We start from the raw sequence: 23,273 nt of genomic DNA on the forward strand, positions 1-23,273 counted from the left end.
CGGTATCAGCCCAGGTCGGGCGCGTGCATGGCGCGTACGCCCTCGATGTTGCCGTCGAGGTAGTGCCGCAGGGACAGCGGCACTAGGTGGACGGAGGCAATGCCGACGCGTGTGAAGGGCACCCGGACGATCTCGTACTCGCCGACAGGCTCGTCGACCTCGGGGCCGTGCCGGAGTCCCGGGTCCATGGACTCCAGACGGCAGACGAAGAAGTGCTGCACTTTCACACCGGTCGCACCCCCGTCCTCGCCGATGTGCTCGACAGTGTCGACGAAGCAGGGAACCACGTCGGTGATCTTGGCGCCGAGCTCCTCGTAGACCTCGCGATGGAGAGCGTGGACGACGGTCGTGTCCTCCGGCTCGACCCCGCCCCCGGGTGTGACCCAGTAGGGATCCGTGCCGGGCTTGGTGCGCTTGATCAGGATCAAGTCGTCGCCGTCCAGCAGAACGGCGCGGGCGGTGCGCTTGACCACGGGTCGGACGGTCATGGGAGAAATGTGGCCCGGCTGGTTCCACGTGAAACATCGCGAAACGTCACCGGACGAGCTCAGGACGTGAGGTCCCGGAGGAGCCTGGTCAGCACCAGTCGGCAGCCGCCCTGAGCAGCCTTTCGTGGGCCCGGGCGATGTGCGGCATCGCCAGTGTGCCGGTGCGCACGACGAGGACGTACGTCCGCAGGGGCGGCACCGCCGGTTCGTGCAGTTCGACGACGTCACCGCGGTCCAGGGCGGCAGAGCACAGATAGCGGGGCAGAACCGCCAGGCCGGCGCCCGCGATCGCACAGGCGAGAACTGCCCGTAGATCCGGAACGATCACGGTGCCCGACGCGGCGGGGCGGGAGTCGAAGACGGAGGCCCAGTAGCGGGAGACGAACGGCAGCGACTCGTGAACCTCGACCACGGGGAGGTTCTCCAGCGCCGCCGCCCCCTTGCGGCGCAGCTTCTGTACAACGATTCGTTCGACCCGGCGCGGAGCGGCGACCAGGACGTGCTCCTCGTCGCACAGAGGGGTTGCGGTGAGGAGGGCTCCGCGTGGCCGGACGGTGCTGATGGCCAGGTCGTTGTGGCCGGAGGCGAGCCCCTCCAGCACCTCCTCGGCGGTTCCGAAGGAGGCGCGCAACGACAGCCCCTGCCCGTCGTCGCCGGTCAGCTCGGTGAGCGCGGGCAGAGCCCGCTCGGCGGTGAACTCGGGGGGCCCGGCGAGATGCAGGGTCCGTACGGAGGACTCGTCGTCGAGGCCGGTCTCGGTGATCTCGACCAGTGCGTCGAGGTGCGGGGCGGCCTTGTGGGCGAGTTCGTCGCCGATGGTCGTCGGCGTGACACCGCGGGCCTGGCGGAGGAACAGGGGTCGCCCCAGTTGTCGTTCCAGAGTGCGTATCTGGGAGGTCACGGCCGGCTGCGACAGACCCAGCAGCGCGGCGGCACGCGTGAAGGAGCCGGCCCGGTGCACGGTCACGAAGGTCCGCAGCAAGGCCAGATCCATGAAACGCACGCCTCCCCCCGCTCGTTCCCGGCCCCCAAGGCAGGGCCCAACTATAAATAAGTCGATAGGTCTCTGTCGCTACTGTGATTGGACACTGACACAGAGTCAACTAGCCTGGTTCGCGCGGTTCTTCGCGCGCAGAACCGCGGACGGTCCGAGCCACGAGGGGGGAGGCTCGGACCGTCCGATGTACGTAGCGGGACACCGCGGGGGCGTCCGTAAACCGTTCACCGCGCCGACTCCTCCAGCGCACGCACCACGTCCGCCACCAGGTCCTCGGCATCCTCGGCGCCGACCGACATGCGGATGAAGCCCTCCGGCACCGCGTCCCCGCCCCAGCGCCCGCGCCGCTCGGCCGTCGACCGCACACCACCGAAGCTCGTCGCGTCGTCCACGAGGCGCAGCGCCTCCAGGAAACGCTCGGCCCGCTCGCGCGTGGGCAGGGTGAAGGAGACCACGCACCCGTAGCGCCGCATCTGCTGCGAGGCCACCTTGTGCGACGGATCGTCGGGCAGCCCCGGATACCGCAGCCCGGTCACCTCGGGCCTCCCCCGCAGCGCCTCGGCGACGGCCAGTGCGGTGGCGCTCTGCCGGTCGACACGCAACTGAAGCGTGGCGATCGACCGGTGGGCGATCCAGGCTTCCATCGGCCCCGGGATCGCTCCGACGATCTTGCGCCAGCGTCGTACGGCCGTCATCGGCTCGCCCGCGCGTCCGGTGACGTAACCGAGGAGCACGTCGCCGTGGCCGGTGAGCTGCTTGGTGCCGCTGGCCACCGAGAAGTCGGCGCCGAGCGCCAGCGGGCGCTGCCCGAGCGGCGTCGCGAGCGTGTTGTCGACGGCCACCAGGGCGCCACGCGCATGCGCCGCCTCGACGAGCCGCCGGATGTCGCACACGTCGAGCCCGGGGTTCGACGGCGACTCGATCCACAGCAGCTTCGCGTCGTCGAGGACGCCGAGCTGGGCGTCGTCACCGGTCGGTGCGGTGCGCACCTCGATCCCGTACGCCTCCAGCTGGGCGCGGGCCAGAGGCAGCGCCTGGTAGCCGTCGCTGGGCAGGACGACGGCGTCCCCGGCGCGCAAATGGGAGAAGAGCACGGACGAGATCGCGGCCATGCCCGAGGCGAACACCAGCGTCTCGACGCCGTCCTCCCCGGGCGCCTCCAGCTCCCCGATGGCGTGCTCGAGGTGCGTCCAGGTCGGGTTCTCGTCGCGACCGTAGGTGTACGGGCCGGTGGGCTCGCCCGGGAGGTGGAAGTGGGCGGCGAACACCGGACCCGGCAGCGTCGGCTCGTACTTCACCGGCTCGGGCAAGCCGGCCCGCACCGCGCGCGTGCCCTCGCCCGCGGGGAGGTCACCGGCCCTGGGGGAATCGTTCATGCCACTCGTCCTTCCACGTCCTCACGTACCGCGGCGAGCAGACCCTCGCTCGCCCTCTCCACCATCTCAAGGCACTCCTCGAAGCCGCCGCGGGCACCGTAGTAGGGGTCGGGGACGTCGAGGTCGTCGCCGGCGGCCGTGTCGAAGGCGCGCAGCAGGCGCAGCTTGCGGGCGTCCTCGTCGGTGGGGGCGAGGCGGCGCAGGGCCCTGAGGTGGCCGGCGTCCAGGGCGATCACCAGGTCGAGACGGTCGAACCAGGACCGCTCGAACATGCGGGCCGTGTGCGCGACGGCGTAGCCGTTCTGCTCCAGGACGGAGACGGTGCGCGGGTCGGCTCCCTCGCCGACGTGCCAGTCGCCCGTGCCGGCGCTGTCGATCTCGACCAGGCCGGCGAGTCCGGCCTCGGCCACCCGCGCGCGGAAGACCGACTCGGCCATCGGGGAGCGGCAGATGTTGCCGGTGCAGACGAAGCAGACGCGGTAGGTCATGACGGGCTCAGTCCTTGTCGGGCAGGACGACGTTGAGCGCCCAGGAGACGACGGAGATGATCAGGCCGCCCAGGACCGCGGTCCAGAAGCCCTCGACGTGGAAGCTCAGGTCGAGCGTGTCCGCCAGCCAGGACGTGAGCAGGAGCATCAGCGCGTTCACGACCAGTGTGATCAGGCCGAGCGTGAGGATGAAGAGCGGGAAGGTCAGCACCTTCACGATCGGCTTGACCAGGAAGTTGACCAAGCCGAAGAGAAGCGCGACCAATATCAGGGTGCCGATCTTCTTACCGGTGCTGTCACCGGTCAGAGTGATCTTGTCGAGCAGCCAGACGGCGACCGCCAGGGCGCCCGCGTTGGCGATCGTCTTGACTACGAAATTCTTCATGTGTCTGATCGTGGCAGAAGAGATCGGTTACGAGCGTGGACGAGGGCGATGAAAGCATTCCGGCTGGACGAACTGGAGGCGGAGCGGGCCGCCAACGACGGCGCGTACCTGCAGTTCCTGCACGAGCGGAACATGTCGGTCGGGCTGTACGCGCTCAATGCCGGGGAGCATGATCCACAGAAACCGCACAACCAGGACGAGGTGTACTTCGTCGTGAGCGGGCGGGCCTCCCTCACCGTCGGCATGGAGACCACGCAGGTGGCGCGCGGCAGCGTGGTGTACGTGCCGGCCGGGGTCGCCCACAAGTTCCACCACATCAGCGAGGATCTGCGGGTCCTGGTGATGTTCTCGCCACCCGAGGGCTGATCGTCTCCGCCCGGAGCCCATGTGACGCCTCCGGGTTCCCTAGGGGATCGGTCAGGGGAGGACAAGGGGTGCGAGGCCCCCGTGAGCACACTTCGCGGACCTAGCATCGACGGCAGGACATCGAAAGGATCCGGCCCGTCAGCGGTGCCGGACATCGAACTGGACGAGACTGAGGACGAGGGCGATGCGAGAGATCTTTGCGGGACTGCCGTGGTGGGTGAAGTGGGTGGCGGTGCCGGTCATCGCCCTGGTCGTGTTCGGCGGCCTGATAGCCAGTGTCGTCGGCTTCGTGATCGGTCTGCTGTTCAAGCTGCTGGTCTTCGTGGCGCTGGTCGGCGGACTGATCTACGTCGTACGGAAGTTCACGTCGAGTTCCTCCTCTCGCAGCGACTGGTGAGCGTCCGGGAAACGGGCGAGCGGTAACAGGAATCGCCGGTTCCCTCGGCCGGGGGAAGTTTCCCGCACGGCCCGTCCGTGAGCGGTGGCGGACGATTAAAGTCCGGAGCCCGACGCGGGGACAACCCGCGAGCGGCGTACCCCCTCCCGTGTTTCTCCGCACGGGCCGCCCTTTCGCGCTTCGGGAGTGACCCTTGGCCACGGCTGACACCGCATCAGCGAAACCGTACGCACCCCCCACCCGGCCATGTTCCACCGCGCCCCCGCTCCAGCGGCCGCAGGGCGGTGGCGTCCCCGAGCAGCGGCAGTCAGGGACGACGCTCATCGGTTCCGTGCAACGTGCGATGCGCCTGCTGGAGACGGTCGCCGAGCACCCGTACGGGGCTCCGGCCAAGCAACTGGCCCGCGAGACCGGACTCGCGCTCCCCACGGCGTACCACCTGCTGCGCACCCTCGTGCACGAGGGCTATCTCCGCCGGGAGAAGGGATTGTTCTTCCTGGGGGAGGCGGCCGAGCGGCTGGGCAGCAGCGGAGCGGCGCAGAAACGTCGCAGCACGGTCGTCGACACCCTCGCCCAGTGGCGCGATTCGATCGGTGTTCCGGTGTACTACGCCGTGTACCGCGAGGGCGAGATCGAGGTCATGTGCGTCTCCGACACCCCGGGCAATCCGGCGGTCGAGGAGTGGGCCGACTTCCGCGAGACGGGACACGCACACGCCATCGGCCAGTGCCTGCTGTCCCAGCTCGACGAGCAGTCCCGCCGCGATCATCTGGACCGCTATCCGGTGCAGTCCATCACTCCGTACACCGTCCGTGACGACCACACTCTGATGCGGCGGCTGTCACGCGTACGGCGGATGGAGACGGTCGTCGAACGGCAGGAGTACGCGCTGGGCACGGTGTGCGCCGCGATCCCGATCACCTTGGGCACGACCGCGGCCACCATGGCCATCTCCCTGCCCGCCCACCAGGCAGACCGGCTGTTCGCGGCGGCACGGCAGTTGCAGGACGAGGTCGGACGGATGCTGGGATCCCTCGCGATCTCTATCAGTATCTGAAAACTCACTCCTTGTGATCTGTTGTGTACGTTCAGCAAGATGCCTTGCAATATCAGGGGTTCATTCCCAGCCAGTCGACGGCCATGACGGGGTTAGCGATGCGCGAGTCCGTACAAGCAGTACAGGCAGAGGTCATGATGAGCTTTCTCGTCTCGGAGGAGCTGTCCTTCCGCATCCCGGTGGAGCTGGGATACGAGACCTGCGACCCCTACGCCGTACGGCTCACTTTCCATCTTCCCGGTGATGCTCCGGTGACCTGGGCGTTCGGGCGTGAGCTGCTCATCGACGGGGTGGGCAGACCGTGCGGGGAGGGCGATGTGCGGGTCTCGCCGGTGAATCCGGACTCCCTGAGCGAGGTGCTGATCCGACTCCAGGTGGGGGCCGACCAGGCGGTGTTCCGCTCGTCGGCGGCTCCGTTGGTGGCCTTCCTCGACCGCACCGACAAGCTGGTGCCGCTGGGGCAGGAGGGCGCGCTCGCCGACTTCGACGCCCATCTCGACGAGGCCCTGGACCGGATTCTCGCGGAGGAACAGAGCGCCGGCTGAGCGCTGCGCCGTGAGAACGGTGGCGTAACGCTTCAGCGGCGGGCGGGGGGTTTGCAGGAACGCTTCTGCGCTGCTGCTGAGCGGTGGGACACCGGAACTTTCATGGAGCGGTGGGGACCGGACGGCAAAGCCGTCAGGCGCTGGGGTGGAGGCATCCTCGGGCGCTTGCGCCGAGGGCGTGAGAAACGTGCGGGGCCGGGCGTACAGGCGGCCTTGGGAATCGGCTCGCCCGCCCGACCCCCACTCGTTCTGACGCCCAGCAGCGTCAGCGCTTGCGTCGCCTGCCCCTGCCGCCGCGGGCGGGCTGGGGCGCAGGGCCCGCGGCACCGGTCGGCGCAGCCCCCGGCGCCGCCTCGGACGCTGTACCGGGCTTCTGCCGGTCGGCCGAGACCACCAGGGCCGCGAGGGCCGTCGTCACCGGAACCGAGGCCACCAGGCCGATGGAGCCCACCAGCGTGCGCACGATCTCCTCGGCGACCAACTCGCTGTTGGCGACTGTGCCGACGCTGCTCTGGGCGATCGAGAAGAGCAGCAGCAGCGGCAGGGCCGCGCCGGCGTAGGCGAGGACTAGCGTGTTGACCACGGACGCGATGTGGTCGCGGCCGATGCGGATGCCGGCCTGGTACAGGCCCCGCCAGCCCATCGACGGGTTGGCTTCGTGCAACTCCCAGACGGCCGACGTCTGGGTGACCGTCACGTCGTCGAGGACGCCGAGCGAGCCGATGATGATTCCGGCGAGCAGCAGACCGCTCATGTCGATCGACGGATAGAGACCGTGGATGAGACCGGTGTTGTCGTCCGTGTTGCCGGTCAGCGCGGCCCAGTCGATGAACCACGAGCCGAGGAAGCCGATCAGCAGCAGTGAGATGAGCGTCCCTAGTACCGCGACCGACGTGCGGGCCGAGAGGCCGTGACACAGATAGAGCGCGATCAGCATGATGGCGCTCGATCCCACCACGGCCACGAGCAGCGGGTTCGAGCCCTGGAGGATCGCGGGCAGGATGAAGAAGTTCAGGATCAGGAAGCTGATGGCCAGCGCGATCAGCGCCATGACGCCCCGCAACCGCCCGACGACCACGACGGCGACGGCGAAGATCGCGGCGAGCACCGCCATCGGGACGCGACGGTTCACGTCGGTGACCGAGTACTGCAGGTCCTTGGGTGCGGCGGGCTCGTACGCGACCACGACCTTCTGGCCCTCGTGCAACTGCCGTGACTGGTCGGGCTGCACGATCTCCGTGAACGTACGGCCCTTGTCGTTGCCCGTGTCCACGCGGATCGTGGCCCGCTTGCACGTGCCGTTCGCCTGCTGCTGGGCGGAGGAGCCCTCGGCCGTGGAGGTGTCACCGGTCGGGGTGCCACCGGAGGCGTGCACCGACGAGCAGCTCACGCTCTCGACCTTCGTGACCGTCGCATGCTGGGTCTGGCGGTCGAAACCGACTCCGGTGCGCTCGTGCGGCGGGGCGCCGCCGGGCCACAGCACGACGAGCCCGGCGAGTACGGCCACGGCGAACGGGATGAGGACGGCTGCGATGACCTTCCGCAGGTGCTGGGAGACGGGCGCTGCCGGGCCGTGACCGTGGCTGTGCGCATGCCCGTGCCCGCCGCCGGAACCGGCGCCGTGTCCGCCGCCGTGTCCGCCGCCGTGTCCGCCGCCGTGTCCGCCACCGGGGCCTCCGCTGTGTCCGCCGCCGGAACCCGCGCCGTGCCCGCCGCCGGGACCCGGCCAGCCACCGGATTCAGGGCCGTGCCCTCCGCTGTGTCCGTCTCCCGGGGCATGCCCGTGGCCGTGACCGCCGTCCTGACCCCCAACCGGCCCGCGCTCGCCACCACCACGGCCGTGTTCGGGGCCACCGGGCCCATGCCCGTAACCGCCGCCGCCCGGCTCCTGACCTCCGCCAGACCCGTGCACGCCACCGAACCCCGGGGAACTGTCTCGGTACCCGGGCCCCTGAGCATGCCCACTGCTGAAGTCGCGGACGTCACCAGGACCCTGACCAAGACCTTGACCAGGGCCAGGACCCTGAGCAGGACCAGCACTTCGACCAGAGCCAGGACCCCGGCCAGGACCAGCACTTGGATCAGAGCCAGGGCGGGGTGCAGGGCCCGGACCAGGACCGGAGCCACGGCTGTGGCCGGCACCGGGGCCGGGACCGTCGCCGTTTCCGGCACCCGTGCCGCGGGGCGGTTCGGGCGGTGGGTACGGGGGATGGTGTGTCGTGGTCACCGACCGATCATCGCAAGAACGAAGGGGGCCCTCTGTTCACCGCGCCCGAATTGCCGCTAGCGTGGGGGCAACCTTTGCACACGCGGGAGCTCGGAGCACCGGGCTGAGAGGGCGCTGACCTCCGTCTTCGCGATGTTTCACGTGGAACGTCACCGGCATCGAGTGATGTTTCACATGAAACGTCGGCAGACGGCAATCGCTGCGTCGACCGCTGAACCTGTTACCGGGTAATGCCGGCGTAGGGAGTAGGTCTCATGACCAACAAGGACGCACGCACGCCTGCCTCCACGCAGATCTCTGCCGAGATCTCCGCCAACGGGGAGGCCGGGAAGTCCGTCGGCTGGCACAAGGCGTACGTCGAGGGCCCCCGCCCCGACCTGCGGGTGCCGGTCCGTCAGGTGCACCTCACCAACGGGCAGTCGGTCACGCTGTACGACACATCCGGCCCGTACACCGATCCGCATGTCGAAACCGACGTCCGAAGGGGCCTGCCGCCGCTGCGGGAGAACTGGATCATCGCTCGCGGCGACACCGAGGAATACGCGGGCCGCCCGGTCCGCCCCGAGGACGACGGTATCAAGCACACCTCGCCCCGCGGTGGCCTGCGCAACCTCGACGCGGTCTTCCCGGGACGGCCGCGTGTGCCGCGCCGGAGCCGCGACGGCAAGGCCGTCACACAACTCGCGTACGCGCGCCGGGGCGAGATCACGCCCGAGATGGAGTACGTGGCGATCCGGGAAAACGTGTCGCCGGAGGTGGTCCGCGAGGAGATCGCGGCGGGCCGGGCGGTTCTGCCCGCGAACGTCAATCACCCGGAGATCGAGCCGATGATCATCGGCAAGCGTTTCCTGGTCAAGGTGAACGCCAACATCGGCAACTCCGCGGTCACCTCCTCCATCGAGGAGGAGGTCGAGAAGATGACCTGGGCGACCCGCTGGGGCGCCGACACGGTCATGGACTTGTCCACAGGCCGCAACATCCACACCACGCGCGAGTGGGTGCTGCGCAACTCCCCCGTTCCCATCGGCACGGTGCCGCTCTACCAGGCACTCGAGAAGGTCGACGGCAAGGCCGAGGAACTGACCTGGGAGATCTACAAGGACACCGTCATCGAGCAGGCCGAGCAGGGCGTGGACTACATGACGGTCCACGCGGGCGTCCGCCTGCCGTACGTCCCGCTGACGGCGAACCGCAAGACCGGCATCGTCTCCCGCGGCGGCTCGATCATGGCGGCCTGGTGTCTGGCCCACCACAAGGAATCGTTCCTCTACGAGAACTTCAAGGAGCTCTGCGAGATCCTCGCCGCCTACGACGTCACGTACTCGCTCGGTGACGGTCTCAGGCCGGGCTCGATCGCGGACGCCAACGACGAGGCGCAGTTCGCGGAGTTGAGGACGCTCGGGGAACTCAACCGGATCGCGAAGCGTTTCCATGTTCAGACCATGATCGAAGGCCCGGGCCACGTCCCGATGCACAAGATCAAGGAGAACATCGACCTTCAGCAGGAGATCTGCGATGAAGCTCCGTTCTATACGCTCGGCCCGCTGACCACGGACGTCGCGCCGGCGTACGACCACATCACCTCCGGCATCGGTGCCGCGATGATCGCCTGGTGGGGCACGGCCATGCTCTGCTACGTCACGCCCAAGGAGCACCTGGGCCTGCCCAATCGTGACGACGTCAAGACCGGCGTCATCACCTACAAGATCGCCGCCCACGCGGCCGACCTCGCCAAGGGGCACCCCGGCGCGCAGGAATGGGACGACGCGCTGTCCGACGCCCGGTTCGAGTTCCGCTGGGAGGACCAGTTCAACCTGGCCCTCGACCCGGACACGGCCCGCGAGTTCCATGACGAGACACTGCCTGCGGAGCCGGCGAAGACGGCCCACTTCTGCTCGATGTGCGGGCCGAAGTTCTGCTCGATGAAGATCTCCCAGGACATCCGCCGCGAGCACGGCGGAACACGTGCGGAGATCGAGGAGGGGATGGCGCAGAAGTCCCAAGAGTTCGCGGCGGCGGGCAACCGCGTCTATCTGCCGTTGGCCGACTGACGGGCGGTAGGCGCCGGGCTCCACCCGTAGGCGCGCCGGCGTACGGCTTGCGCTCCCCTTCGGTGGGGGCGCAAGCCGAAGGCCTACTCCGGCTGGTGTTCCGGGCCTCCGAAGTCCGGGCTGGTGTAGTCCGGGCTGCTGAAGCTCGGGCGTGAGCCGGTCGTGCGTCCGTCGTCGGGGCTGGTGAACCCCGGACGGTCGTAGCCGATCTTCGGCAGACGGCCGGTCGGCGCCGGCGGGGCCGGCTCGGGGTGCAGCGCGGCAGCCGTGCCGGGGTCGGCGAGCGCCTCGCGCAGGAACGGCAGTATGCCCCGTTCCAGCAGGGCTTCCCGCCAGGCGTCCCTGGCGCGGGCCACCTCCTCGCTCAGCTCACCGTACGGACCGGCCTCCAGGGAGGGGCGGTTGCGCAGGGCGGTCAGGAGGAGTCCGACGGTGGCGACGAGGATCGCGGCCGCGGCGATGGTTCCGAACGCCCACCCGGCGGTGACCATGGCCTGGGCGAACGACTGCTCGGGGTCGAGCATCCTGAGGAAGTAACCGACGAGCAGGAAGATCACCGCGGCGGCTCCGGCGAGAACGGGGGTGAGGACGGCGGCGATCGCGACGGCGCCCGCTCCGGCGGCCTCGGCGGCCTGGGCCGCCTCCCCCATGCTGGCGAGTCCGATCCCGCCCACGGCCGGTTCGCCGGAACCGGACTCCTGGGTGGAGGACGACGGGGTGGACGGCGCGGGGTGGCGCAGTTCCTCGCGGACCTTCACGTAGTGCTGGTACTCGGCCGCCGCGGCCGCCGTGATGAGTGCGGTGGCGTTGAGTGCCATGGTGCGCAGTTGTTCGGCGTTGAGCCGCTGTCCGACAGTGGTCAGTTCCGGGTGGTGTGGTGCGGAGCGCAGCGCCTCGTCGAGGACCCGCTCGTACTCCTGGCGGTCCTCGCTGTGCAGGTGCTGCGGAACGCTGTTCATGTGCATCCCCCGATGCTCCGTAGGGCTTGGGGCTCGCATGCCAACGAGCCGTCGGGCAGAAACGGAGGGGAGCCTGCTACGGATAAGGCGATGGTAGAGCGGCGACGGCATGGGGTAACAGGGGGTTCGCGGAAATTGGCCCCTGGCCTGCGGTGTCGTCGGGCGCCTCCGGCGGGTGCGACGCCGGAGGCGTGAACGGTCAGAGGGTCAGCGGAAGTTGCTGGACCAGCAGCTTTCCGGCCATCGTCACGCCGCCGTCCATCGCGATGGCCAGTCCGCCGGCGTAGACGTGCGGTCCTTCGACCACGGGGCGGGCCGTGTCCTCGCCGTCCTCGGAGCCGACTTCGCCCAGCAGGTACGGGATCGGGCTGTGGCCGTGAACGATGCGGGTGCCGCCGTACGTATCCAGGAGCGAGCGGACGGCGTCGGCGCCGCCTTCGTCGCGGAAGGAGAAGCGCTTGGTGAACTTGCGGAACAGATCCCACACCTCGTCCGCGTCGTTACGGGTGAGGGTTTCGCGGACGGTGTCGTTGACCGCTTCGATCGAGTCGCCGTAGTCGAGGTAGGCGGTGGTGTCGGAGTGGACGAGCAGATGACCGTCGACCTCCTCGATGGCGTCGAGGCGGGCCATCCACTGCAGATGGTGGTCCTGGAGGCGGTCCATGTCGGACTTCTGGCCGCCGTTGAGCAGCCAGGCCGCCTGGAAGGTGGCGGTACCCGCGCCGGAGTTGACGGGCGTGTCGCCGAACCGCTTGGCGCCGAGCAGGAGCAGCTCGTGGTTGCCCATGAGCGCCTTGCAGTAGCCGCCGGCCGCGGCGGCCTCGGCGGACAGCCGCATCACGAGGTCGATGACGCCGATGCCGTCCGGGCCGCGGTCGGTGAAGTCGCCGAGGAACCACAGCCGAGCGGTGCCCGCACACCACTGACCGGCCGCGTCGATCAGGCCCTTCTCCTGCAGCGCGGCGACCAGCTCGTCGAGATAGCCGTGCACGTCACCGACGACGAACAGCGGGCCGGGACCGTTCGCGGGCAGCGGGGCCTGGGCGGCCGCGGGGTCGACGGTCACCTGGAGGGTGTCGCCCCGGTTGATCACGGGCAGATCGCGCTGGGTGGGCGTGTAGCCCTCCGGATGCTCCAGCGTCTCCGCAGGCGGTACGGCGTTCCCGGGATGCGTGCTGTGGGCGTACGGACCGGTCTCGTTGACGTACGCGGGCACCCGGAAGTCGCGCAACGTCGCCGTCCGCTCCACCTCGGGTCCCTGACCGGCCCCCTGAGTCATCAGACCCCTCCACCATCGCGCCGCATCTGCACCGCTTCGGACTGCCTGGTCGCGACGGCCCGCGGTGCCGTGCGCCCATCATAGGAATGCGGATCGTGCCATGTGATGACCCAGGGGTGGTGAATCGGAGCAAGGCTCCGGTTCGCTGCGGCTTTCGCCCCGATTGGGCCTGGGTTCGGCAGTCCGTACTCACCCCGCGCACACCGTGCCCACACGCGCCCCACGGACCTCTGATGTCACGGACGGACTTGGGGGAGTGCGCGGGGGTCGATCGGGCCGCGCTGTGCGTCGGCCGCCCCGGCCTGTCGGGTGCCTGCCGTGCGAGGCGCCCGGCACCGCCGGGACATCCGGTTCCAGCCGCCCCGCAGTCCCGTGGTGCTCTCCCTGCTGCCGGCCCGGAGAGCACCCTGGCGACGTCCTCGTCAACCGTGCGCCGACCTTTCAGGGCCGTCGGCGCACGGAGCGGCGTCCGGTCGCGCCTACGTCTCCTCGGGCACCCGCGGCGGACTCACCGTCGTGCGCTGCGCACGTCGCTGAGACGAGGTACGCACGATCAGTTCGGTCGGTATCACCTGCTCGACGGGCTGGTCCGATTCGACGCCCTCGATGGCGTCGATGAGGAGCTGGACCACCGCGGTGCCGATGCGGCGAGGCTTCAGGGAGAGCGTGGTGATGGGCGGTTCGGTGTTGGCGTAGACCGTGGATTCGCTGCAGCACACGAGCAGCAGGTCCTCGGGGACGCGCAGCCCGTAGCGGCGGGCGGCGGCGAGCAGGTCGGTGCCGTTGGGGTCGAACAGGCCGTAGACGGCGTCGGGGCGGTCGGGGCGGGCCAGCAGCCGGTCGGCTGCGACGGCGCCGGCGCACGGGTCGTGGGCGGGGTAGGCCTCGTAGACGGGGTCCTGGCCGACCCGTTCGCACCAGCGCAGGTATGCGCTGGTCGACAGGTGGGTGTACGTGTCGGTGGTGGTGCCGGTGAGCAGGCCGATGCGGCGGGCGCCGGCGTCGGCGAGGTGGTCGAGGATGTCGAGGACGGCGGCCTCGTGGTCGTTGTCGACCCAGGCGGTGACCGGGAGCGCGCCGACCGGGCGGCCATCGGAGACGACCGGTAAACCCTGCCGCACGAGTTCGCTGACCACCGGGTCCTTGTCGGACGGGTCGATGACGACCGTGCCGTCCAGGGCCACGTTCGACCACACGTCGTGGCGTGAGGTCGCGGGGAGGATGACGAGCGCGTAGCCGCGGGCGAGCGCCGCGGAGGTCGCGGCGCGCGCCATCTCGGCGAAGTACGCGAACTCGGTGAAGGTGAAAGGTTCATCCCCGTATGTCGTCACGGTCAGACCGATGAGGCCCGACTTGCCGGTACGGAGGGTTCGGGCCGCTGCCGAGGGGCGGTAGCCCAGTCGCTCGGCGACCTCGCGGACATGGCGTCGGGTGGCATCAGGGAGCCTGCCCTTGCCGTTGAGGGCGTCGGAGACGGTCGTGATGGAGACTCCGGCGGCGGCGGCCACGTCCCTGATGCCCGCTCGGCCCGGCCGGCTGCCTCGGCGTGAGGTTTCCGCGCGGCTCACCTGGTGCTTCCCTGCTGCTGTCATGGCGAGCCGATAGTAGGGCTCATCCGGTGGGGTAGGGCGGACGCATATGCACGCGTTGACAGGCACGTTTCTGCATGGTCCTAGACCCTCAAACACCTTGGAAACGAAGCTGGTTGGGGGCTTCCGATCCAGGACGTGGTGTGTGGGCACGGATGAGCCTGTCGACGCACCGATGTCTCGAAGAGGTCTCAACTCACCTGCACGAGGGACGCGCGCCACGGAGTGAGCCACCGGCGCGTAGATATATGTACGACGCGCCCCTGAGTTTGTGCGCCTTCGTGCGCTGATGCCGCGGATGCGGCTGTGGATCACGGGGGTCCGGGCAGGAGGCGCGAGGAGCCTGTGGCCGGTCGGTCGTCCACAGCTGTTCGCACCCGCGCCGAATCCTCATAAGGTGAGCAGTATTGAAGCCGGTGGTGGTCACGAGGAGGACTGCGGTGAGCGAGACGAGCCCCAAGCTGCGCGCCGAGCTGGAGGGGATCCCCACCTACAAGCCGGGCAAGCCGGCTGCGGCCGGCGGTCCGGTGGCGTACAAGCTGTCCTCCAACGAGAACCCCTATCCGCCGCTGCCCGGCGTGATGGAGACGGTCACGGCCGCCGCCACGTCCTTCAACCGGTACCCGGACATGGCGTGCACGGGCCTGGTGAACGAGATCTCCGAGCGCTTCGGCGTCCCCGTCTCCGACGTGGCGACCGGCACCGGCTCGGTCGGCGTCGCCCAGCAGCTGATCCAGTCCACCGCGGGACCCGGGGATGAGGTGATCTACGCGTGGCGGTCCTTCGAGGCGTACCCGATCATCACCCAGATCAGCGGTGCGACCTCTGTGCAGGTCCCGCTGACGCCGGGGGACGTGCACGACCTGAACGCGATGGCCGACGCGATCACCGAGCGGACCAGGCTGATCTTCGTCTGCAATCCGAACAACCCCACGGGGACGGTGGTGAAGCGGGCGGAGCTGGAGCGGTTCCTGGACCGGGTGCCCGGTGATGTGCTGGTCGTGCTCGACGAGGCCTACCGCGAGTTCATCCGTGACCCCGAGGTGCCGGACGGCATCGAGCTGTACCGCAAGCGGTCGAACGTTTGTGTGCTGCGGACCTTCTCCAAGGCGTACGGCCTGGCGGGGCTGCGGGTCGGTTTCGCGATCGCCCACGAGCCGGTGGCGGCGGCACTGCGCAAGACGGCGGTGCCGTTCGGTGTGAGCCAGCTCGCACAAGAGGCGGCGATCGCCTCGATGCGGGCCGAGGACGAGCTGTTCGGCCGGGTCGGCTCGCTGGTCTGCGAGCGCAAGCGCGTGGTCGACGGGCTGCGCGAGCAGGGCTGGACGGTGCCGGAGACGCAGGCGAACTTCGTGTGGCTGCGGCTGGGGGAGAGCACGGTCGCCTTCGCGGCGGCGTGCGAGCGGGCCGGCGTCGTCATCCGGCCGTTCCCGGGCGAGGGCGTGCGGGTGACGGTCGGGGAGGCCGAGGCCAACGACATCTTCCTCAAGGTGGCGGAAGGGTTCCGGAAGGAGCTGTAGGCCCGATCCGATCGCGTCGGGGCTGCTGCGGGGGGGGGGGGGGGGGGGGGGGCGCCCGGGCCCCCCCCCCCCCCCCCCCCCCCCCCTTCCATGTCCCCCGCCCGCCGCTTCGCCGCAGGTGAGAAGGGGTGTACGGGCTTAGGGACCCCCGCCTCTCCGGTGTCGAACGGGTATGCGTCATAATTGCTTGTGAATGTGAACGCTTTCACAAGCGTGTGAGGTAAGGAGTGGCGACGTGGACCTGGCTTTGGCGCCGGAGACCCTGGCGCGCTGGCAGTTCGGCATCACGACCGTCTACCACTTCCTGTTCGTCCCCCTGACGATCTCGCTGGCCGCGCTGACGGCCGGACTGCAGACCGCTTGGGTGCGTACGGAGAAGGAGAAGTACCTCAGGGCGACGAAGTTCTGGGGCAAGCTCTTCCTGATCAACATCGCCATGGGCGTGGTCACCGGGATCGTGCAGGAGTTCCAGTTCGGCATGAACTGGTCGGACTACTCTCGCTTCGTCGGTGACGTCTTCGGCGCGCCGCTCGCCTTCGAGGCACTCATCGCCTTCTTCTTCGAGTCCACCTTCATCGGCCTGTGGATCTTCGGCTGGGACAAGCTGCCCAAGAAGATCCACCTGGCCTGCATCTGGATGGTCTCGATCGGCACGCTGCTGTCGGCGTACTTCATCCTCGCGGCCAACTCGTGGATGCAGCACCCGGTCGGGTACCGGATCAACGAGGAGAAGGGGCGGGCCGAACTCACCGACTTCTGGCTCGTGCTGACCCAGAACACCGCCCTCAACCAGGTCTTCCACAGCTTCTCCGCGGCCTTCCTGACGGGCGGCGCCTTCATGGTCGGCATCGCCGCCTTCCACCTGATGCGCAAGAAGCACCTCCCCGAGATGCGGACGTCGCTCAGGCTCGGCCTGGTCACCCTCGCGGTCGGCGGTCTGTTCACCGCGGTCAGCGGGGACACCCTCGGCAAGGTCATGTACGAGCAGCAGCCGATGAAGATGGCCGCGGCCGAGGCCTTGTGGGACGGCGAGCAGCCGGCGCCGTTCTCGGTGTTCGCCTACGGGGATGTCGACAAGGGGCACAACAAGGTGGCCCTGGAGATACCCGGACTGCTGTCCTTCCTCGCCCACAGCGACTTCGAGTCGTACGTGCCCGGCATCAACGACACCAATGAGGCACTGCAGGAGAAGTTCGGCCCCGGTGACTACAAGCCCATCGTCCCCGTCGCCTACTGGGGCTTCCGCTGGATGATCGGCTTCGGTATGGCCTCCTTCTCCCTCGGCCTGCTGGGCCTGTGGCTGACACGGAAGAAGTTCCTGTTGCCGGCTGCCCTGCGGACGGGCGAGGACGAGGTGCCGCATCTGGTGCTGCTGAAGAAGCCGCTCGGGGCGAGGCTCAGCCGGCTGTACTGGCTCCTGGCGCTCTGGACCATGGCCTTCCCGCTGATCGCCAACTCGTGGGGCTGGATCTTCACGGAGATGGGCCGCCAGCCGTGGGTCGTGTACGGAGTGATGCAGACCCGGGACGCCGTCTCCCCCGGTGTCACCCAGGCCGAGGTCCTCACCTCGATGATCACCTTCACCGCTCTGTACGCCATCCTCGCCGTCGTCGAGGTCAAGCTGCTGGTGAAGTACGTGAAGGCCGGCCCGCCCGAGCTCACGGAGGCCGACCTCAACCCGCCCACGAAGATCGGCGGCGAGCCCCGTGACGCCGACAAGCCGATGGCCTTCTCGTACTAGGCCGAGGGAGCTGCATCGTCATGGAACTGCACGACGTTTGGTTCGTCCTGATCGCCGTCCTGTGGACCGGCTACTTCTTCCTGGAGGGCTTCGACTTCGGGGTCGGCGTCCTCACCAAGCTGCTCGCCCGCAACCGGCCCGAGCGGCGGGTGCTCATCAACACCATCGGGCCCGTCTGGGACGGCAATGAGGTGTGGCTGCTCTCGGCGGGCGGTGCGACCTTCGCGGCCTTCCCGGAGTGGTACGCCACGCTCTTCTCCGGCTTCTATCTGCCGTTGCTGCTCATCCTGGTCTGCCTCATCGTGCGCGGTGTCGCCTTCGAGTACCGGGTGAAGCGGCCGGAGGAGAACTGGCAGCGCAACTGGGAGCACGCGATCTTCTGGACCTCGCTTCTCCCGGCGTTCCTGTGGGGTGTGGCGTTCGGCAACATCGTGCGGGGCGTGAAGATCGACCGCAACTTCGAGTACGTCGGTGGACTCGGGGACCTGCTCAACCCGTACGCGCTGCTCGGCGGACTGGTGACCCTGACGCTGTTCACCTTCCACGGCGCGGTGTTCACGGCTCTCAAGACGGTCGGCGACATCCGGGAGAGGGCACGGAAGCTGGCGACCAAGGTCGGCCTGGTGGCCGCCGTGCTCGCCCTGCTCTTCCTGCTGTGGACGCAGGTCGACAGTGGTGACGCCAAGAGCCTCGTCGCGCTGGCCGTGGCGGTTGCCGCCCTGGTCGCGGCGCTCATGGCGAACCAGGCAGGGCGAGAAGGCTGGTCGTTCGCACTGTCCGGCGTCACCATCGTGGCCGCGGTGGCGATGCTCTTCCTGACGCTCTTCCCGAACGTCATGCCGTCGACGCTCAACGAGGACTGGAGCCTCACGGTGACCAACGCCTCGTCGAGTCCGTACACCCTGAAGATCATGACCTGGTGTGCGGGCGTGGCCACGCCGCTCGTGTTGCTCTACCAGGGGTGGACCTACTGGGTGTTCCGCAAGCGGATCGGTACGCAGCACATCGCTGAGCCCGCGCACTGAGTCCGAGTTGGGGCATGTTTCACGTGAAACATGCCCCTTGAGAAGAGGGTGTGTTTCACGTGAAACCGATCGACCCGCGTCTGCTCCGATACGCCCGCGCCACCCGCCTCTTCCTGATGGGGCTCGTCGGTCTGGGCGCCCTCGGCGCGGCGCTGGTCATCGCGCAGGCGATGCTCATCGCCGAAGTGGTGGTCGGCGCCTTCCAGCAGGGACTGTCGGCATCCGCACTCCACACGCCCCTGCTGCTGTTGGTGGCCGTGGCGATCGGCCGTGCTCTGGTGTCCTGGCTCACCGAGCTTGCCGCGCACCGCGCGAGCGCTGCCGTGAAGTCGGAACTGCGGGGTCGGCTGGTGGAGCGTGCCACGCAGCTCGGTCCAGGGTGGTTGAGCGGACAGCGGACCGGTTCGCTGGTCGCCCTTGCGACGCGTGGCGTGGACGCCCTCGACGGCTACTTCTCGCGCTATCTGCCGCAGTTGGGGCTGGCGGTGGTCGTGCCGGTGGCGGTGCTGGCGCGTATCGTGACCGAGGACTGGGTGTCGGCCGCGATCATCGTCGGCACCCTGCCGCTGATCCCGGTCTTCATGGTGCTGATCGGTTGGGCCACGCAATCGCGGATGGACCGTCAGTGGCGGCTGCTGACCAGGTTGTCGGGACACTTCCTGGACGTGGTGGCGGGGCTGCCCACGCTGAAGGTGTTCGGGCGGGCCAAGGCACAGGCGGAGTCGATCCGGCGCATCACAGGTGAGTATCGGCAGGCGACCATGCGGACGCTGCGGATCGCGTTCCTCTCGTCGTTCGCGCTGGAGTTGCTCGCGACGCTCTCGGTGGCACTGGTCGCCGTGACGATCGGCATGCGACTCGTCCACGGCGAGATGGACCTGTACACCGGCCTGGTCATTCTCGTGCTCGCTCCGGAGGCCTATCTGCCGCTGCGGCAGGTCGGGGCGCAGTACCACGCGGCCGCCGAAGGGCTCGCGGCGGCCGAGGAGATCTTCGCCGTGCTGGAGACGCCGCTGCCGGCGTCGGGCGCGGGTGCGGTTCCGACGGGCGGCGTGGCCTTCGACAACGTGACGGTCCGCTACCCCGGACGGTCCGCCGACGCCGTTGACGGTGTGTCCTTCACCGTGAAGCCAGGGGAGACGGTCGCGATCGTCGGCCCGAGCGGCGCGGGCAAGTCGACCCTGCTGAACGCGCTCCTGGGGTTCGTGCGGCCCACCGAGGGCCGGATCCGGGTCGGGGGAGTCGATCTCACCGGCCTCGACCTGGAGCAGTGGCGGTCCCGCATCGCATGGGTGCCGCAGCATCCGCACCTGTACGCCGGGACGATCGCCGAGAACGTGCGGCTGGCGCGCCCCGACGCCGATGACGCCGCCGTCCGCCGGGCACTGGCGGACGCGGGGGCGCTGGAGTTCGTGGACGCGCTGCCTGCCGGGGACCGGACGGTGCTCGGCGAGGACGGAGCCGGGCTGTCCGCCGGCCAGCGGCAGCGGCTCGCACTGGCTCGCGCGTTCCTCGCCGATCGACCGGTGCTGTTGCTGGACGAACCGACGGCCGCCCTGGACGGCGAGACCGAGGCCGAGGTCGTGGCGGCCGTACGGCGGCTCGCGGCCGGAAGGACCGTGCTGCTGGTGGTGCACCGGCCGGCTCTGCTGGCGGTGGCGGACCGGGTGGTGCGTCTGGCCGAGGCGGATCGGCAGGTCCGGCCGGCGGAGGCCGGGACCCGCGGACGCGTCGAGGTCGTACCCCAGCGCGCTTTCACGCCGAGGGAGGAAACGGCCCTCGTCACCGCGCAGGAAGTGCCCGTCGCGACCTCGCAGGAAAAGCTCTTCGCCCTCTCGTCCGAACGGGAGATGCCGCTCGAGGCGGCCTCGGGCGGTGTCCTCGCGCGGGTCCGCGCGATGGCCGGTGCCCGGCGTGGCCGGCTCGCCTTCGCGCTGCTGCTCGGCAGCCTCGCCCTCGGCAGCGCCGTCGGCCTGATGGCCACCTCGGGTTGGCTCATCTCGCGGGCCTCGCAGCAGCCGCCGGTGCTGTACCTGATGGTGGCCGTGACGGCGACGCGGGCCTTCGGTATCGGACGTGCGGTGTTCCGGTACGCCGAACGGCTTGTGTCGCACGACGCCGTGCTGCGGATGCTCGCCGACACCCGGGTCGCCGTCTACCGCCGGCTGGAGCGGCTGGCGCCCGCAGGGCTGCGCACGACGCGCCGCGGGGACCTGCTGACGCGGCTCGTCGCCGACGTGGACGCCCTGCAGGACTACTGGCTGCGCTGGCTGCTGCCCGTCGGCGCCGCCGCCGTCGTCTCGGCCGGTTCCGTCGCGTTCACCGCGTGGCTGCTGCCCGAGGCCGGGGCCGTGCTCGCGGTGGGGCTGCTCGCGGCCGGCGTGGGGGTCCCGCTGGTCACCGGCATCGTGGCACGCCGCGCCGAGCGGCGGCTCGCCCCCGCCCGCGGCGTGCTCGCCACCCGTACCGCCGACCTGCTCACCGGAACGGCCGAGCTGACCGTCGCCGGTGCGCTGCCCGTCCGCACGGCCGAGGTGCGGGCGGCCGACGCCGTGCTCACCCGGATCGCCTCCCGCACCGCCACCGCCACCGCACTCGGCGACGGGCTGACCGCACTCGTCTCCGGTCTGACCGTCGCGGCGGCCGCCCTCGTGGGGGCACAGGCCGTCGTCGACGGGCGGCTGGGCGGTGTGACGATGGCCGTCGTCGTCCTCACCCCGCTCGCTGCCTTCGAGGCCGTACTCGGGCTGCCGCTGGCCGTCCAGTACCGCCAACGGGTGCGCAGGAGCGCGGAGCGGGTGTACGAGGTCCTCGACTCCCCCGAGCCGGTGCGCGAGCCGAAGCGGCCCCGGCAGGCGCCCACGTCGCCGTTCCCGCTCGTCGTCAAGGGGCTGGCCGCCCGGTACACCGGGCAGGACCGGGACGCGCTCGCCGGCGTCGACCTGACCCTGGAGCGAGGGCGCCGGATCGCCGTCGTGGGCCCCTCCGGCTCCGGCAAGACGACGCTCGCGCAGGTGCTGCTGCGGTTCCTGGACGCGGACGCGGGTTCGTACACACTGGCCGGCGTCGACGCGTACGCCCTCGACGGCGACGACGTGCGGCGGTCGATCGGGCTGTGTGCGCAGGATGCGCACCTCTTCGACAGCTCGGTCCGCGAGAACCTGCTCCTGGCGAGGAAGGACGCGTCGGAGCGCGAGCTACGGGACGCCCTGGCGCGGGCCCGGCTGCTGGAGTGGGCCGACAGCCTGCCCGACGGGCTCGACACGCTCGTCGGTGAGCACGGGGCCCGGTTGTCCGGCGGACAGCGACAGCGGCTCGCACTGGCCCGTGCACTGCTCGCCGACTTCCCCGTCCTGGTGCTGGACGAGCCTGCCGAACACCTCGACCTGGCGACCGCGGACGCGCTCACCACCGACCTGCTGGCCGCCACCGAGGGCCGTACGACCCTGCTCATCACCCACCGGCTGGCCGGTCTGCAGGCGGTGGACGAGGTGGTCGTGCTGGACGAGGGACGGGTCGTGCAGCGCGGTTCGTACGCGGAGCTGGCCGCCGCGGAAGGGCCGTTGCGAAGGATGCTCGAGCGGGAGGCGGCGGCGGAAGAGCTGGTGGCGGCGCGGTGACCGGCCGGCCGCGGCGGTGCTGAGCCATTCGGGGCGGACGGTCCCCCAGGCGTACGACTTGAACAGGACTCGCACCGGGCGGCCGCGACACGATCGCTGACATGCGCTCACCTCACTGTCATCCTCTGTTCGTTCCGGCCCTGCTCTGCGCGGCCACGCTGCTCACGGCACGCCCCGCTGCCGCCGACGGGCGGCTCTTCGACGGCTCCGCCTCGGATGCCGGGATCAGTTCACAAGTGATACGTCTGTACGAGGAGGCGGCCGTGGCCGCGGGGCGGTACCAGGAGGCGCGGCTCGCTGCGGAGGCGCAACGGGTGAAGGCCCAGCGCCTGGAGGAACGCCTCGACCGCAAGCGTCAGGAGATCGATCGCCTGCGCGACGACCTGGGTCGTATCGCGCGCGCCCAGTACCGCGGCAGCGGCGCTCTGCCGGTAGCCGCCCAGTTCATCCTGGCCCGCAGTCTCGACGACTTGATGCGGAGTCAGCGTGTCCTCACCAGGGCGAATGTGGCCGTGGCCGGTGCGATCGACAAGAGTCGGCGGGCCGAGGCGCGGCTGGCCGCCGACGAGGCGGAGGCTGCCGCGGCCCGGCGGGTGCTCGATCAGCGCAACGCGGACATGGCCGCGTTGAAGTACGACGTCGAGCAGAAGCTGGAACAGGCGCGGTGGCAGTTGCAGGGGCAGGCGGACGCCTCGGTCGCGGCCGGTTCCTGCCGTGGTGCCGTCCGGCTCGACCAGGCATCGGCCGGCCTCACGCGGCAGTGGGTCCCGCCCGTCGAGGGCTATGTCCTGTCGGCGAGCTTCGGCAGCGGTGGTGCGCACTGGGCGAGCCGGCACTCCGGGCAGGACTTCGCGCTGCCGATCGGATCGCCCGTGAGAGCGGTCGGCGCGGGGCGCGTGGTGCGGGTGTTGTGCGGCGGCGCGTTCGGGATCGAGATCGTACTGGAGCACGCCGGCGGCTACTACACGCAGTACGCCCACCTCGCGTCCGTCGCCGTCGACCCGGGCGACAGAGTGGTCACCGGGCAGTGGATCGGGCAGTCCGGCACCAGCGGAAACTCCACCGGACCGCACCTGCACTTCGAGGTGCGGGTCACACCGGATTATGGTTCGGCGATCGACCCGGTGCCGTGGCTGGCGGCGCGTGGGGCCCCCGTCGGCTGA

19 protein-coding genes and 1 riboswitch are annotated in these 23,273 nt (G+C 69.8%); of the genes, 10 read left to right on the forward strand and 9 right to left on the reverse strand.

The features are described 5' to 3' along the window. Positions 1-5 precede the first annotated feature (5 nt). From ACIHAR_RS23210 to ACIHAR_RS23230, 5 genes are all read right to left on the reverse strand, one after another. Positions 6-488, reverse strand: a complete 483-nt coding sequence (locus ACIHAR_RS23210; protein WP_365471453.1) for an NUDIX hydrolase — start codon at positions 486-488, stop codon at positions 6-8. A gap of 88 nt (positions 489-576) precedes the next feature. Next, positions 577-1,482, reverse strand: coding sequence for a LysR family transcriptional regulator (locus ACIHAR_RS23215; RefSeq protein WP_400021476.1), 906 nt, complete (start codon positions 1,480-1,482; stop codon positions 577-579). Between the two features lie 227 nt (positions 1,483-1,709). Then, a complete protein-coding gene (locus ACIHAR_RS23220; RefSeq protein ID WP_400021478.1) occupies positions 1,710-2,861 on the reverse strand; it encodes a cystathionine gamma-lyase in 1,152 nt (383 codons plus the stop codon). Further along, positions 2,858-3,349 carry a low molecular weight protein-tyrosine-phosphatase gene (locus ACIHAR_RS23225; protein ID WP_400021480.1) on the reverse strand — a complete coding sequence of 164 codons (492 nt, stop codon included), beginning with the start codon at positions 3,347-3,349 and terminating at the stop codon, positions 2,858-2,860. The genes ACIHAR_RS23220 and ACIHAR_RS23225 overlap by 4 nt, the downstream gene beginning before the upstream one ends. Before the next feature lie 7 nt (positions 3,350-3,356). After that, a complete protein-coding gene (locus ACIHAR_RS23230; protein ID WP_365471441.1) occupies positions 3,357-3,734 on the reverse strand; it encodes a phage holin family protein in 378 nt (125 codons plus the stop codon). 48 nt (positions 3,735-3,782) lie between these two features. On the opposite strand from ACIHAR_RS23230, the gene ACIHAR_RS23235 reads away from it, so the two are divergent. The 4 genes from ACIHAR_RS23235 to ACIHAR_RS23250 all read left to right on the forward strand — a co-directional run bounded on the left by ACIHAR_RS23235 (position 3,783) and on the right by ACIHAR_RS23250 (position 6,099). Beyond that, positions 3,783-4,100 (forward strand): cupin domain-containing protein, encoded by a 318-nt coding sequence (locus ACIHAR_RS23235; protein WP_365471438.1) that lies wholly within the window; start codon positions 3,783-3,785, stop codon positions 4,098-4,100. A gap of 184 nt (positions 4,101-4,284) precedes the next feature. Next, on the forward strand, positions 4,285-4,497 hold the full coding sequence (locus ACIHAR_RS23240; RefSeq protein WP_333931721.1) for a DUF5326 family protein: 213 nt from the start codon (positions 4,285-4,287) through the stop codon (positions 4,495-4,497). 193 nt (positions 4,498-4,690) lie between these two features. Further along, positions 4,691-5,554, forward strand: coding sequence for an IclR family transcriptional regulator (locus ACIHAR_RS23245; RefSeq protein ID WP_400021483.1), 864 nt, complete (start codon positions 4,691-4,693; stop codon positions 5,552-5,554). A 98-nt stretch (positions 5,555-5,652) separates the two neighbouring features. After that, positions 5,653-6,099, forward strand: coding sequence for an SsgA family sporulation/cell division regulator (locus ACIHAR_RS23250; protein WP_365471433.1), 447 nt, complete (start codon positions 5,653-5,655; stop codon positions 6,097-6,099). Positions 6,100-6,364: 265 nt separating this feature from the next. Here ACIHAR_RS23250 and ACIHAR_RS23255 read toward each other — a convergent pair whose 3' ends face one another. Then, complete coding sequence (locus ACIHAR_RS23255; protein ID WP_400021485.1) at positions 6,365-8,011, reverse strand: YibE/F family protein; 1,647 nt, start codon at positions 8,009-8,011, stop codon at positions 6,365-6,367. A 387-nt stretch (positions 8,012-8,398) separates the two neighbouring features. Further along, positions 8,399-8,588, forward strand: a riboswitch (TPP riboswitch). On the opposite strand from ACIHAR_RS23255, the gene thiC reads away from it, so the two are divergent. After that, positions 8,581-10,377, forward strand: a complete 1,797-nt coding sequence (gene thiC / locus ACIHAR_RS23260; protein WP_400021487.1) for a phosphomethylpyrimidine synthase ThiC — start codon at positions 8,581-8,583, stop codon at positions 10,375-10,377. (Overlaps the previous riboswitch by 8 nt.) Before the next feature lie 83 nt (positions 10,378-10,460). Here thiC and ACIHAR_RS23265 read toward each other — a convergent pair whose 3' ends face one another. The 3 genes from ACIHAR_RS23265 to ACIHAR_RS23275 all read right to left on the reverse strand — a co-directional run bounded on the left by ACIHAR_RS23265 (position 10,461) and on the right by ACIHAR_RS23275 (position 14,207). Continuing rightward, positions 10,461-11,342 (reverse strand): hypothetical protein, encoded by an 882-nt coding sequence (locus ACIHAR_RS23265; protein WP_365471427.1) that lies wholly within the window; start codon positions 11,340-11,342, stop codon positions 10,461-10,463. Positions 11,343-11,535: 193 nt separating this feature from the next. Then, positions 11,536-12,615, reverse strand: coding sequence for a metallophosphoesterase (locus ACIHAR_RS23270; RefSeq protein ID WP_400021490.1), 1,080 nt, complete (start codon positions 12,613-12,615; stop codon positions 11,536-11,538). Positions 12,616-13,094: 479 nt separating this feature from the next. After that, positions 13,095-14,207, reverse strand: coding sequence for a LacI family DNA-binding transcriptional regulator (locus ACIHAR_RS23275; RefSeq protein ID WP_365471422.1), 1,113 nt, complete (start codon positions 14,205-14,207; stop codon positions 13,095-13,097). Positions 14,208-14,644: 437 nt separating this feature from the next. On the opposite strand from ACIHAR_RS23275, the gene hisC reads away from it, so the two are divergent. From hisC to ACIHAR_RS23300, 5 genes are all read left to right on the forward strand, one after another. After that, positions 14,645-15,724: a histidinol-phosphate transaminase gene (hisC, locus tag ACIHAR_RS23280; protein ID WP_400021492.1), complete on the forward strand. Its 1,080-nt coding sequence runs from the start codon at positions 14,645-14,647 to the stop codon at positions 15,722-15,724. 235 nt (positions 15,725-15,959) lie between these two features. Next, a complete protein-coding gene (locus tag ACIHAR_RS23285) occupies positions 15,960-17,465 on the forward strand; it encodes a cytochrome ubiquinol oxidase subunit I (protein ID WP_400021494.1) in 1,506 nt (501 codons plus the stop codon). A gap of 20 nt (positions 17,466-17,485) precedes the next feature. Further along, entirely contained in the window at positions 17,486-18,490 is a 1,005-nt protein-coding gene (cydB, locus tag ACIHAR_RS23290) for a cytochrome d ubiquinol oxidase subunit II (RefSeq protein WP_365467462.1), read from the forward strand. A gap of 59 nt (positions 18,491-18,549) precedes the next feature. Continuing rightward, complete coding sequence (gene cydD, locus ACIHAR_RS23295; protein ID WP_400021497.1) at positions 18,550-22,110, forward strand: thiol reductant ABC exporter subunit CydD; 3,561 nt, start codon at positions 18,550-18,552, stop codon at positions 22,108-22,110. Between the two features lie 101 nt (positions 22,111-22,211). Continuing rightward, positions 22,212-23,273 (forward strand): M23 family metallopeptidase, encoded by a 1,062-nt coding sequence (locus tag ACIHAR_RS23300; RefSeq protein ID WP_400021500.1) that lies wholly within the window; start codon positions 22,212-22,214, stop codon positions 23,271-23,273.

The sequence above is a fragment of the Streptomyces sp. NPDC052016 genome, assembly GCF_044548445.1.
GTDB lineage: Bacteria > Actinomycetota > Actinomycetes > Streptomycetales > Streptomycetaceae > Streptomyces.

Excerpts from the sequence above, each read along its gene's own strand:
- ACIHAR_RS23250 (WP_365471433.1), top strand. The coding sequence starts at position 5,653 with ATGCGCGAGTCCGTACAAGCAGTACAGGCAGAGGTCATGATGAGCTTT.
- thiC (WP_400021487.1), top strand. The coding sequence starts at position 8,581 with ATGACCAACAAGGACGCACGCACGCCTGCCTCCACGCAGATCTCTGCC.
- ACIHAR_RS23300 (WP_400021500.1), top strand. The coding sequence starts at position 22,212 with ATGCGCTCACCTCACTGTCATCCTCTGTTCGTTCCGGCCCTGCTCTGC.
- ACIHAR_RS23235 (WP_365471438.1), top strand. The coding sequence starts at position 3,783 with ATGAAAGCATTCCGGCTGGACGAACTGGAGGCGGAGCGGGCCGCCAAC.
- ACIHAR_RS23225 (WP_400021480.1), bottom strand. The coding sequence starts at position 3,349 with ATGACCTACCGCGTCTGCTTCGTCTGCACCGGCAACATCTGCCGCTCC.
- ACIHAR_RS23265 (WP_365471427.1), bottom strand. The coding sequence starts at position 11,342 with ATGCACATGAACAGCGTTCCGCAGCACCTGCACAGCGAGGACCGCCAG.
- cydB (WP_365467462.1), top strand. The coding sequence starts at position 17,486 with ATGGAACTGCACGACGTTTGGTTCGTCCTGATCGCCGTCCTGTGGACC.
- ACIHAR_RS23220 (WP_400021478.1), bottom strand. The coding sequence starts at position 2,861 with ATGAACGATTCCCCCAGGGCCGGTGACCTCCCCGCGGGCGAGGGCACG.
- ACIHAR_RS23215 (WP_400021476.1), bottom strand. The coding sequence starts at position 1,482 with ATGGATCTGGCCTTGCTGCGGACCTTCGTGACCGTGCACCGGGCCGGC.
- ACIHAR_RS23270 (WP_400021490.1), bottom strand. The coding sequence starts at position 12,615 with ATGACTCAGGGGGCCGGTCAGGGACCCGAGGTGGAGCGGACGGCGACG.
- ACIHAR_RS23210 (WP_365471453.1), bottom strand. The coding sequence starts at position 488 with ATGACCGTCCGACCCGTGGTCAAGCGCACCGCCCGCGCCGTTCTGCTG.
- ACIHAR_RS23230 (WP_365471441.1), bottom strand. The coding sequence starts at position 3,734 with ATGAAGAATTTCGTAGTCAAGACGATCGCCAACGCGGGCGCCCTGGCG.
- ACIHAR_RS23275 (WP_365471422.1), bottom strand. The coding sequence starts at position 14,207 with ATGACAGCAGCAGGGAAGCACCAGGTGAGCCGCGCGGAAACCTCACGC.
- ACIHAR_RS23240 (WP_333931721.1), top strand. The coding sequence starts at position 4,285 with ATGCGAGAGATCTTTGCGGGACTGCCGTGGTGGGTGAAGTGGGTGGCG.